Below are 12,181 nucleotides of genomic sequence, written 5' to 3' on the forward strand. Positions count from 1 at the left end.
CCATATTATAAAAAATCAAACCAAAATGAAGAAACTATACTTAAACAATGGTGAATTTGATACTGTTTTTAATGATCTTAAAGATAGTTTTCATGGCACTTTGAGTGCAAAAGACAATGACTATAATCTTGACATAAAGTCCAAATGGACAAAAGGATCAATAAAAGGAACTCGTTTTGATGATAAGATTTTGTTTATGCATTTTGATTTGGTTTTTCATCAGGATGTGAGTTTGAGCATTGAAGCATTTCAATCGGCGCCTGTGTTTTTTGTTTATTGCGAAAACGGAAATGTGTGCCATAGTTTTGGTGCAAATGGCGAAAGAAAGATTTTGCACAAAAACCAGTCGGCGGTTTTAAGCAATTCATCTGTTATAAACAGTGTTTTGTATTTTGAAAGCCACAAACGTATTCAATTCACTTTATTAGGAATGCCAACAATTGAAAATAAAAACGATGCATTAGTTTCTCAAGTTAAACAGCATTTTACAAATGATTCGGGAAATTACATTTATATTGGAAAAGAGAATTCAAAGATTTCAAAAAAGATTCATCAATTCAAGACAATGCCAGAAAAAGGGATTGTAGGAACGATTCTTAAAAAAAGCATTTTGAATCATATTGTCGAAATGGAGGTCGAACAGCATGCTTACAATTATTTGAAAACATTTGAGCCTTTAATTGATATTGCGGCAAAACAATTGAATGAAATTAGAAGAATTACCTCAATGAGTTTTTCTGAAGTTATCGCCTCTGCTAAACTATTTAGAGCAAAACATCATTGGTCGTTTAAATTATACAACCAGAAATTAGCTAGCTAGCCAAGCATTATATATTATTAGAAGAGATTCTAAGTACTAAGATTCTGAGATACTAAGTTTTTAAACTAAGTTATCTCAGAATTTTTTTTTGAAGTTTTGAAAAGAAAATTTACTTAGCAACGTAGTGACTTAGAATCTGAAAATCTCATTCTTTTTCATAATAAATAATAAAATATATCATCAGTAAATTTAAGAAGAGCGAAACACTATTGGTAATAATGATGGGAAGATCTTTTTTTAAAATGCCATAGATAATCCAGACAACTATTCCGAAAGTCAGGATTCCAAAAGTTTTAAGCGAAATATCTTTTACCTTTTTTGTTTTCCAAACCTTTAAAATTTGTGGAATTGTGGAGAATGTTATACATGCCCCAGCAAATAATCCTATGATGTCTATGTAGTTCATTTTTTTATTTTTAAAGGTTCTGAGCTACTAAGATGCTAAGGTTCTAAGGTATTGGTCGGTTCTGCAATTAGGTTTATTAAGTAGATTACAAAAAACTTAGAACCTTAGCATCTTAGAACCTTAGAAACTTTTTTAACTTACCATTTCCCCGCCATTAATGTGAATAAATTGCCCGGTAATATAACTGCTGTCCTCGCATGCCAGAAAAACATATGCAGGAGCAACTTCAGAAGGTTGGCCAGCTCTTTCCATCGGATTATCTTTTCCAAAATCTGAAATTTTGTCAAAACTGGCAACGATTAACGGAGTCCATATTGGCCCAGGGGCAACACCATTTACTCTGATTTTTCTTTTGGCAAGCATTGTTGATAATGATTTTGTAAAACTCACAATAGCACCTTTGGTACTTGCATAATCGGCTAAATGTTCGCTGCCACGATATGCTGTTACAGAACTTGTGTTTACAATGGTGTCATTTTCATGTAAAAAGGGCAAAACTGCTTTTGTGATATAGAAATAAGGATAAATGTTGGTTTCGAAAGTTTTCTTGAGTTGCAATGAAGTAATTTTTTCTAATTCGCTTTGCGGAAATTGAACCGCAGCATTATTGACCAAAACATTGATTTTTTTGAATGTGTCTATGCATTTTTTTACGGCACTTTTGCAGAATTTTTCGTCCTTCAAATCACCGCTTATCAGCAAACATTGTTGGCCTTCTTTTTCAATGAGCTCTTTTGTTTGCAAGGCATCTTTATCTTCTTTTAAATAAACAATCGCAATATTAGCGCCTTCTCGTGCAAAATGCACCGCGACGCTTCGCCCAATACCGCTGTCGCCACCGGTTATAAAAGCAACTTTTCCAAAAAGCTTTCCACTTCCTACATAATTTTCCCTGATAATTTCGGGTTCTGGATGCATTAAATATTCATGTCCGGGAAGTTCCTGTTTTTGTTCAGGAAATGTTTTTCTCTTTTTCATAATAATTTAATTTGTAGCAAATTATCAAGTTTTTAGAAGTTTAATTGACTGAAATAAATATATGATTGCCTCAAAAAAATGTATTTTTTTATGTTAAAACATGGGAATTATGTAACGAATTTGATTTTCAATGAAAATCCTTTTTAACTTTTCTTTATAAATTTGAAGGTTGCGCTAAAGCTGTTTTCAAAGTAGGATCAGATGCTTTGAATCTCTTAGTAAACCATTTCAAACCAAAAACATTTAATTCATAACTTTTTATTACCCCGCAAAGCATGGTATTAATTGTAGACGATATAAAGGCAAATATTATTGCCTTGAAGAAAACTTTGGAGCTGCATAATATTGATGTCGATTCTGCCGAATCTGGGGAAGAAGCACTGAGGAAAATTTTAAAAACAAATTACTGCCTCATTATTATGGATGTCCAGATGCCAGGTCTTGATGGCTTTGAGGTGGTGAAAATTCTTTCGGGAAATAAACGCACAAAAGATATTCCGGTTATATTTCTCTCTGCTTTAAATATCGAAAAAAAGTACATTTTTAAAGGTTATGAAACCGGCGCGGTCGAGTATATCACAAAGCCTGTTGATACTGATTTGCTGATGCTGAAAGTAAAAACTTTTATCAAAATTTACGAACAACAAAACGAATTAAAAGGCATAAAGGATCTTCTTTCCAAAGAAATAAAAATCAGAAAAGAGGCGCAGGACAATCTCGAAATCAAAATTGCAGAAAGAACTAAGGAATTGGTTTTGAAAAATGAAGAATTGGAATTGAAAAACCACGAATTACAGCAATTTGCGTGGGTAGTTTCGCATGATTTGAACGAGCCAATCCGAAAAATTCAGATTTTTATTAAAATTATAAAAGATCTTTATTTAAGTACAGATGCCAAAGCAATTGATTACGTCGATCGAACCATAAAATCGGCTGAAAGAATGCAGACTTTAATTATAGATCTTTTGGCATATTCTCGATTGTCGGCACAAGTAAAGCCTGAAACGACCGACTTAAATGTTGTTTTGCAGGAAGTGCTATCTGATTTTGATTATCTGATTGATCGAAAAAATGCAACAGTCAAAACTTCCGAACTTCCAACAATTGATAGTATTCCGAGCCAATTGCGCCAAGTTTTTCAAAATCTTATTGGAAATGCCATTAAATTTTCAGGCGCAAATGAACCGCCGTTAATTGAAATCACTTCAGAATTAATCGCCGAAAAATCTTTTGATAGTCCAACTTCTCCCGAAGGAAAATTTTGCCGAATCATCGTAAAAGACAACGGAATTGGATTTGACGAAATTTATTTGGACAGGATATTCATTATTTTTCAAAGTCTCAATGACCGCCAAACTTATGAAGGAACGGGAATTGGACTAGCAATTGCAAAAAAAATCATCGAGAAACACAACGGATTAATTACTGCGAAAAGCAAAGTAGGAGAAGGCGCAAGTTTTATTATTGTGCTTCCTTTAAAATATGAGTAATATACAAATTAGATCTATGAAGAATAACTTTAAAAGAAATTTACTAATCAGTTCTTTAGTTTCATTGTTAGTGCTTACAATAAGTTCTGTTGCTTCGTTTATCAGTATTAAAAGTTTGCTGAACAGCAATTTTTGGGTCAATCATACACAGGAAGTAATTTATAATTTAAATGAAGGTTCTTCGGTGATTATTGAAGCGCAAACTAGCATGCGTGGCTATTTGATTACGGGCGATGAGCAATTTGTCGAGCGATTTAGAGATGCTGAATCAAAATCCAATGGTTATTTTGAAAAAGTAGAAGAACTTACTGTCGATAATCCTTCACAACAAAAGCAATTGGCTGAATTGGAGAGGCTTCGCGAAAATTTCTTTAAATATTTAAATAATCAGATTGTTAAGAAGCGTTTGAATAAGGAAACATTGGCTTTTGATTTAAATGAAGGCCGAAATATGATGGCTGAAATACGTGCTGCGATTAAGAGAACAGAAAGTACAGAACAAGGACTTCTAGCAGAGCGAAATGCCAATTCAGAACGTTATGGAACTTATAGCTTGATTTTGATTGTAGTAGCATTTTTTATTGCCTTTATAATTTCAATAGTTTTCTTGATCCGAATTTTGAAAGATTACAATGAGCGTACCGCGTTGCAAAATGAGTTAGAGAAAAAAGATATCGAAACTGCTCAAAGAATCAAGGCGATTAGCACAATTGCAAATAATATTTCAAACGGAAATTATGATATTCGGGTAGATGATACAAAAGCTGATGCCCTTGGAAGTGTAGGAGAGTCGTTAAATACGATGGGCGTTAGTCTTAAGAATTCTTTTGATTTATTGTCGCAAAAAGAATGGCTTCAAACTGGTATTGCCGAATTGAATAATGCCATGCTCGGCGATAAAGCATTAGAAAAACTATCAAAAGATGTAATAGAATTTTTGTGCAATTATACCAACAGTAGTGCGGGAGTATTATATGTGGTTGATGGAGACGAGCTCTTAGCTGCAGGTGGTTATAGTTATATACCAAGCAAAAGCAGGGAGCGTATTAAAAAGGGAGATGGCCTTATTGGACAGGCAATTTCATCGCGCACGATTTTGGAATTGAAGACTTTAACTTCAGATGATATACAAATTAATTATGCTTTAGGGCAAATCAAACCTACACACATTGTTGCTGTGCCTTTGCTGGATAATAAAGTTGAAGGAGCACTTGAATTGGCAAGTATTTATGGATTTTCAGAACTGCATTTGGAATTTTTAAAAGTAGTGGCTAGCAACATAGGAATTGCGATCAGATCGACTCAAAATAGACGACGCGTCATGGAATTGCTTGAAGAAACCAAATCGCAATCGGAAGAATTACAACAACAACATACGGAACTGGAAGCAATTAATGCAGAGTTAGAAGCACAAACAGAAAAACTCCAAGCTTCTGAGGAAGAATTGCGAGTGCAACAGGAAGAATTGGAACAAACCAATGAAGAATTGTCTGAAAGAAGTGTTTTATTGGAAGAAAAAAACAATGAAATTCAGAAAAAGTCGGAAGCTTTAGAACTTACAACGCGTTATAAATCAGAGTTTTTGGCAAATATGTCACATGAATTGAGAACGCCTTTGAACTCAATCCTTCTTTTAAGCCGATTGTTATCTGAAAACAATAACAAAAGCATGAATAATGAGGAAATTGAGTTTGCAAAAGTGATTCAGAGTTCAGGAAACAGTTTATTAGGATTGATTGATGAAATCTTAGATTTGTCAAAAATCGAAGCTGGAAAAATGGAATTGGAATTCCTGGATGTTTCCACAAAAGAAATTACAGACTCGCTTTGGAATTTATTCAATTTGGTTGCCAAAGAAAAAGGAATTGAATTTGAGATTATCTCGAAAGAAGCGCCAATTGTCATTAAAACAGATAAAATGCGTTTGGAGCAAATTCTAAAAAACTTGATTTCAAATGCTATTAAATTTACTGAAAAAGGAAAAGTTAGCCTGGAAATAAAAATTGATACTGATGATGAAAAAATCATTTGTTTCATTGTAAAAGATACCGGAATTGGTATTCCGCTGGAGAAACAGCCACTTGTTTTTGAAGCTTTTCAGCAAGCAGATGGTTCTACAAAACGTAAGTATGGCGGTACTGGTTTAGGATTGTCAATCAGCAGAGAATTGGCAAAATTATTAAGAGGAGAAATTATTCTTCATAGCAAAGTAAATGAAGGAAGTTCGTTTACATTATGTCTTCCGGTGTTTGGCTCGGCTTATAATAAAGTAAATGTAGATAAAATTCCTCCAACTGATTTTGTAGAAATTGAGACTGAACAAGAGCCTGTTGCCACAAAAAAATACATAAGCCCGATAATTCCTGATGAAATTGAAGATGATCGAAACGCGGTAAAAGAAGGCGACAAAGTAATCTTGATTATTGAAGATGATGTCAATTTTGCGAAATCGTTACTGGCTTTTGCTAATAAAAAAGGATATAAAGCGGTAGTTGCTGTTCGAGGAGATCACGCTTTGAATTTTGCATTGTTGTATAAACCGGTCGGTATTCTGCTGGATATTGAACTTCCTGTAAAAAGTGGCTGGGAAGTTTTGGAAGAGCTGAAAAACAATTTGGAAACAAAGCATATTCCTGTGCATATTATGTCTTCGCATAAATTGAAACAGGAAAGTTTGCTGAAAGGTGCGGTTGACTTTTTAGACAAACCAGTTGCTTTTGATAAGATTCCCGAAGTGTTTTTGAGAATAGAACATATCATCAATAAAGAAGCGCAAAAAGTTTTGATTATTGAAGACAATCCAAAGCATGCGAAAGCATTGGCTTTTTTCTTGGAAACTTATAATATTAATTCAGAAATAAAAAGCGAAGTTTCTGATGGAATTCAAGCGCTGAATAAAAAAGAAATAGATTGCGTAATTCTTGATATGGGAATTCCAGACAAACAAGCGTATCAAATTTTGGATGGCGTCAAGAAAAATCCAGGCTTGGAAAAACTGCCTGTCATTGTGTTTACAGGAAAAAGTTTATCGCTTAAAGAAGAGGTTAAAATTAAAAAATATGCCGATTCTATTATCGTAAAAACGGCTCATTCGTATCAAAGAATGCTTGATGAGGTTTCGCTTTTCTTGCATTTGGTCGAAGAGAAAAAAGAAGGGAAAAACAAGAACGAAAGCCATAAAAAACTAAATTTACTCAACAACATTCTGCATGAGAAAAAAGTACTGATTGTTGATGATGATGTTCGAAATATTTATTCACTGACAAAAGCTTTAGAAGTTTTTAAAATGAATATTATTACCGCTTTTGATGGAAAGGAAGCCATCAAAATTTTGAATGAAAATCCAGATACTGATGTTGTTTTGCTCGATATGATGATGCCGAATATGGACGGATACGAAACAGCCGAAAAGATAAGAGCAAATCCTAAATTCTTGAATTTGCCTCTGATTGCTGTGACAGCAAAAGCAATGACCGGAGATCGTGAAAAATGCATCAAGGCAGGAGCATCAGATTATATCACAAAACCTGTAGATGTTGATCAGCTGTTGTCGCTATTACGCGTTTGGCTGTACGATAAAGTTTAATTAAAAAGTTATGCCACGAATCACAAGAATTGATACAAATTCAATTGGTAATTAACAATTAAAAATTAGTGTAAATTGGTGAAATTCGTGGCAAGAAAAATTATAATAGATGAGTAAAAAACGACTTTTAATTGTAGATGACGATTCCCGGAATATTTTCGCATTAACGCATACATTGCGTGTCAAATCCTATGATTGTCTGTCTTGTACAAGTGCTGAAGAAGCTATAAAGCTATTAAAATCGGATGAAAAGATTGACGCCGTTTTATTGGATATGATGATGCCGGAAATGGACGGTTACGATGCCATTCCGTTAATCAAAGCCATTCCGTCAAGAGCATCTATTTTTGTTATTGCGGTTACGGCGCAGGCAATGACGGGAGATAAAGAAAAATGTTTAGAGGCTGGGGCAGATGATTATATTTCAAAACCAGTTGATGTTGATAAGTTACTGCTTGTTTTGAGCAAAATTTGAATAAAAATATGATTGAGGATATTGAGCTAGAAACACTTATCAATGAGGTTTACGAATACTATGGATTTGATTTTGGAAGTTATTCGCGCGCGTCGCTGAAGAGGAGAGTAAACCGAATTTTTCATTTGGATGGCTTCACAAATTTTACTGAATTTCTTTCAAAAGTGCGTTCAGATTCAGAATATTATAAGAGAATGGTCGATGAAATTACGGTGAATGTGACCGAAATGTTTCGAGATCCAGCCTTTTATGCTGTGCTCAGAAACGAAATTTTACCATTATTAGGCACAAAACCATTCATTCGTTTATGGCATGCGGGTTGTTCTACTGGCGAAGAAGTGTATTCCATGGCGATCATGCTAAAAGAAGCTGGATTATTGCATAAATCTTTAATTTATGCGACAGATATTAATGCAACAGTTTTGGAAACAGCTAAAAAAGGGATTTTTCCATTAAGAATGATGAAAGAATACTCCCAGAATTATCGCGATGCAGGTGGTCAGGAAGATTTTTCAAGTTATTATACCGCTAATTACGGAATTGCGAAGTTTAATGAAGAGTTGGCACAAAAAATGGTTTTTTCACAGCATAATCTCGTTTCAGATACCTCCTTCAATGAATTTGACATGATTTTGTGCCGAAATGTTTTGATCTATTTTGATGCTGATTTGCAAAAGCGTGTCATCAATCTATTTGATGAAAGTCTGGCTGTTCTTGGATTTTTGGCTTTAGGCACAAAAGAAACCATAAAATATTCTATAGCTCCAAACAAATACAAACAATTGGATAAAGATAAAATATGGAGGAAAATAAAATAATATCAGATTGTAAAGTAGTTATTATTGGCGGTTCAGCAGGAAGTCTAAATGCTTTGATGCTAATTTTGCCTGAATTGATAAAATTAAATGATTTTTCATTAGTTATTGTTCTTCATCGAAAAAGCACCGATGATCAAACTTTAGAAGACTTAATAACTCTGAAATCAAATATAAAAGTAAAACCCGTTGAGGATAAGGTACCTCTTTTGCCAGGTTATATCTATATTGCACCTTCTAATTATCATTTGCTATTTGAAAAAGAAGGAATTCTGGCTTTAGATACTTCCGAAAAAATAAATTACAGCCGTCCAAGTATAGATGTTTCTTTTGAATCGGCTGCAGAAATTTACGGATCTTCCTTAGTTGGAATTTTATTGTCAGGTTCAAATACTGATGGCACAGAAGGCTTGAAAGCCATAAAAGCTATGGGAGGAACAATTGCAGTTCAAAATCCGCTTTCTGCCGAAATGCCTTTCATGCCAAATAATGCTATTTTATATACAAATCCAGATTTTATTTTGAGTACACAGGAAATCCTTCATTTTATTGCCTCAATAAATACGAAATAGACCAGAATCTCAGTTCGATTTTTTTGTTTTTTTGAATGAGAAACAACTATTTAGAACTTTTTTTTCTTTTTTTGCAAGTTTTTTAAAATCTGGTAGTTGAGATGTGAAATTTAAAAGATATAAATTAAAAAATTTCTTTCGTTTTTCTATCCTGCTAGGGATTTAATATTGGTAGAAAAAAAATATCCCACTTCTATTTTGTCCCCTAGGGACTATATGTTTAATGCCATTTTTATTTGGATTTATGCAAAATGTAGTCCCTACGGGACAAATGGCGATTCGGTAAAACTAATTTCTACCAATATTAAATCCCTAGCGGGATAAAAAACAGCTTTAATGAGTTTTTACAAGTTTAATCAAATTTGATAATCCAGCTTGCAGGTGTTATTTTCGTATTTACGAACACTTACAAGGTTTTGGAAATCTTGCATTCAAACCTTAAATTTTTTTTTCGTTATTTCTAAACAGGCTACTTAATTTTTCGGCGCTGGTTTTTCATCTTCAGGAAGAATAATTTTATTCAATTCTGCTTCTTTTTCAGCTCGTTTTTGAGCCGCTTTTCCTTTTCCAATAGGAATTCCAGCAGTAATGTACCACGATCTATTAAATTGATTATTGGGTCCATCGCCTTTCATTACCGTAACGAGGCCATAATAATATTGTACCGTAAAATTAAGTCCGTTTCCAACATTTAAGTGATAGCCAAGACCTGCTGCAAGTCCAGCATCAATAACATGAATTTGATCGCGGATATTTCTTTTGTAGAGTACATCATCTTTTTCATATTCAGTTTTGAATTCATCAAACGCTTTCGCCAATAAACCAAACTGCGGCCCAGCTTTTACATAAATTCTGTTTTTAAACTGATATTTAATCAAAATAGGGACATTAAAATAGCGAATTTCTCGGTTCACGCTTCCTCCGGCAAAAGTATTGTCTAGATTTGTATCACCAGTTGGATAAACTGGAATTCCTTGTGCACCCATAGGAGATTTCACTATTACACCAGTATTAATCATCCAAGCTGGATTTTTTTTTGATCGAAGGTCAAAATAAAATCCAAGATTAAAACCCGGATTGGTTCCTGAAGCATTCATATTTGAAATGGTAGAGAAATTGACACCGCCTTCTAGACCAAATTCCAAAAACTCTGAGTTAAGCTTGTCTCCAAAAATTAAAGAAATCAATACCTGTGATTGTGCCGATGAAATACAAAAGAAAGTGATGACGATGAATATACTTTTTTTCATATAAATGAATTACAGTCCAAAACGGTATTGCAAACTTCCTAATACTTGTGTACGGCTTGCCAAGAAACCACATTCAGCACGAAACATAAAATGTTTGTTGAATTGGTATTGAGATCCAATAATAAAATTCCACATGTCTTTTGGTCTCTTTTGTAATGAATATTGTACAGAAGAATTTTCGGCTGTGCTTAATGCTCCGTCTAGAGTTGCTAGGAAGGTTCCGGCTCTTTCTAAGGCTCTGTCAGCTGTATTATGTTTGGCTATATTAACCGGATTTTTTTGTTCCGCCGGACTTAAACTGTCCCACCAGTTGTCTACTTTTGTCTGATTTTCTGATACTTTTTGAAGGCCGCTATCTACTTTCGCCTGAGCAGTGCTTAAATCAATAAAATCGGACAAAGGCAAATCGCCATTAGTATCACCAGAGATATGAACTCTGAAACCTCCAACCCAAACTGCTATATTTTGTTCTGGTTTATTGAATTTAAATGTTTTACCTAGTCTAGGCCCAAAAATATAGGAAAAAGCAGGTTTGTCAAGTGAGCTGATATCGGTCCATGCCATATTCATATCTAAGGCAAGCCATCCGCCTCCAATACCAATTGTTGGCGTCATACCAAGACCAAAAGTTGTGGCGTCAAAATTTGCCCTTGTGCTGAAATTGGCAACTTCAGACCAATTGTTGTTGGCATCAGGAATCCAAATGCCGGCATTGATTTTAGTAGCAGTATTGGCTTTTCCAAAAATTCCATAAATGTTTAAAAAAGGCAATAACCAAATATCTGGTCTAATAGTTAAGGCTGTTGCTTCTACGGAAGACTTATCAAAACGAACGATTTCATCTAAGTTATATTGGGGGCCATGATTAAATCCAATATTTAAATCATTGATAACAATTTCAGAATCCTGCCAAAACCAATTTACAGAAACACCTGCAGAATAAGGAAGTTTATATCCTTTTTGAGCTACTTTTTCTCCCCAAATTGGCAGAGCGTATGGATATTTTTCGACTTTGAGGCTGTCTTTTAAATCTTCATTTTTTTTTCCTACAATTTTATCGGTATAAACCTGTCCGAAAATTTGTAGGCTGAATAATAATAAAAAGGCTGATATTAGTGTATTGCATTTCATTTATTTGTGGTATTTAATTAATAAACTGCGAAAAATATATGTACTAATAATTTTGGATAATCTTTCTATTGAATATGCTTAAAGTAGGTTTTTTTAAATTAGGTTTAAAGGCTTTTAAAAATGTTAATTAATGTTAAAGTTAACGAAATTTTCTTACCACAAGCAATAATTTTTTAGAAAGTGTTAATTAAGCTAAAAATAATTTTTGTGTTGCTCAAATTGCGTTGTATTTTTTACATTTGTCAGTATCAGTTATTTAATTTTTTTCGAAAATAAATAGTATTTTTACGGTATGAAATGGATAGCAGCATTATTATCAATTTACTTGATGGCACTCTCAAATATGCCTTGTGCAGATATGGAAGTGAATAGTGCTATGCATAAAACAGCTCAATTTTCTTCTGAAAACAGCCATACTCATGACAAAGACAATGATTTGTGCTCTCCATTTTGTGCTTGCAATTGTTGCGGAGCACAAGTTTTAAGTTACCAGCCCGTTGCCGTTTTTCAATTTTCTTTGCCAAGCAGTTTGATTACTAATCCATTACCAAATTATAATTCTGTCTTTATTTCCAATTTCTACGGAAGTATTTGGCAACCCCCTCAAATAGCATAATGATTGTGCCCATTTCAATGTTTTGAAAATGGGCGAGAGAGT

At 33.8% G+C, this 12,181-nt stretch carries 11 protein-coding genes; 7 read left to right on the forward strand and 4 right to left on the reverse strand.

Annotation, left to right across the window (positions count from 1 at the left end; genetic code table 11):
- Positions 1–25 precede the first annotated feature (25 nt).
- Positions 26–820, forward strand: a complete 795-nt coding sequence (locus tag SCB73_RS15725) for a hypothetical protein (RefSeq protein ID WP_320567149.1) — start codon at positions 26–28, stop codon at positions 818–820.
- 145 nt (positions 821–965) lie between these two features.
- Here the strand turns inward: SCB73_RS15725 and SCB73_RS15730 are convergent, their stop codons facing one another.
- On the reverse strand, positions 966–1,226 hold the full coding sequence (locus SCB73_RS15730; RefSeq protein ID WP_320567150.1) for a SemiSWEET family sugar transporter: 261 nt from the start codon (positions 1,224–1,226) through the stop codon (positions 966–968).
- A gap of 132 nt (positions 1,227–1,358) precedes the next feature.
- Positions 1,359–2,204: an SDR family oxidoreductase gene (locus SCB73_RS15735; RefSeq protein ID WP_320567151.1), complete on the reverse strand. Its 846-nt coding sequence runs from the start codon at positions 2,202–2,204 to the stop codon at positions 1,359–1,361.
- Positions 2,205–2,479: 275 nt separating this feature from the next.
- Here SCB73_RS15735 and SCB73_RS15740 point away from each other — a divergent pair, with 275 nt between their 5' ends.
- The 5 genes from SCB73_RS15740 to SCB73_RS15760 all read left to right on the forward strand — a co-directional run bounded on the left by SCB73_RS15740 (position 2,480) and on the right by SCB73_RS15760 (position 9,142).
- The gene (locus tag SCB73_RS15740) at positions 2,480–3,694 is read left to right on the forward strand and encodes a hybrid sensor histidine kinase/response regulator (RefSeq protein ID WP_320567152.1); all 1,215 of its coding nucleotides are present in this window, start codon (positions 2,480–2,482) and stop codon (positions 3,692–3,694) included.
- 16 nt (positions 3,695–3,710) lie between these two features.
- Positions 3,711–7,280, forward strand: a complete 3,570-nt coding sequence (locus SCB73_RS15745) for a response regulator (RefSeq protein ID WP_320567153.1) — start codon at positions 3,711–3,713, stop codon at positions 7,278–7,280.
- Between the two features lie 109 nt (positions 7,281–7,389).
- Positions 7,390–7,755, forward strand: a complete 366-nt coding sequence (locus SCB73_RS15750; protein WP_320567154.1) for a response regulator — start codon at positions 7,390–7,392, stop codon at positions 7,753–7,755.
- 8 nt (positions 7,756–7,763) lie between these two features.
- A complete protein-coding gene (locus SCB73_RS15755; protein WP_320567155.1) occupies positions 7,764–8,573 on the forward strand; it encodes a CheR family methyltransferase in 810 nt (269 codons plus the stop codon).
- Positions 8,555–9,142 carry a chemotaxis protein CheB gene (locus SCB73_RS15760; RefSeq protein ID WP_320567156.1) on the forward strand — a complete coding sequence of 196 codons (588 nt, stop codon included), beginning with the start codon at positions 8,555–8,557 and terminating at the stop codon, positions 9,140–9,142. The genes SCB73_RS15755 and SCB73_RS15760 overlap by 19 nt, the downstream gene beginning before the upstream one ends.
- Positions 9,143–9,615: 473 nt before the next feature.
- On the opposite strand, the gene SCB73_RS15765 is transcribed toward SCB73_RS15760, so the two are convergent.
- Together SCB73_RS15765 and SCB73_RS15770 are read right to left on the reverse strand one after the other, a co-directional pair.
- Positions 9,616–10,392: a porin family protein gene (locus tag SCB73_RS15765; protein WP_320567157.1), complete on the reverse strand. Its 777-nt coding sequence runs from the start codon at positions 10,390–10,392 to the stop codon at positions 9,616–9,618.
- A 9-nt stretch (positions 10,393–10,401) separates the two neighbouring features.
- Positions 10,402–11,523, reverse strand: coding sequence for a hypothetical protein (locus tag SCB73_RS15770; protein ID WP_320567158.1), 1,122 nt, complete (start codon positions 11,521–11,523; stop codon positions 10,402–10,404).
- Positions 11,524–11,815: 292 nt separating this feature from the next.
- Between SCB73_RS15770 and SCB73_RS15775 the strand changes: the two genes are divergently transcribed.
- Positions 11,816–12,139, forward strand: coding sequence for a DUF6660 family protein (locus SCB73_RS15775; protein WP_320567159.1), 324 nt, complete (start codon positions 11,816–11,818; stop codon positions 12,137–12,139).
- Positions 12,140–12,181 lie beyond the last annotated feature (42 nt).

Source organism: Flavobacterium sp. KACC 22761 (genome assembly GCF_034058155.1).
GTDB lineage: Bacteria > Bacteroidota > Bacteroidia > Flavobacteriales > Flavobacteriaceae > Flavobacterium.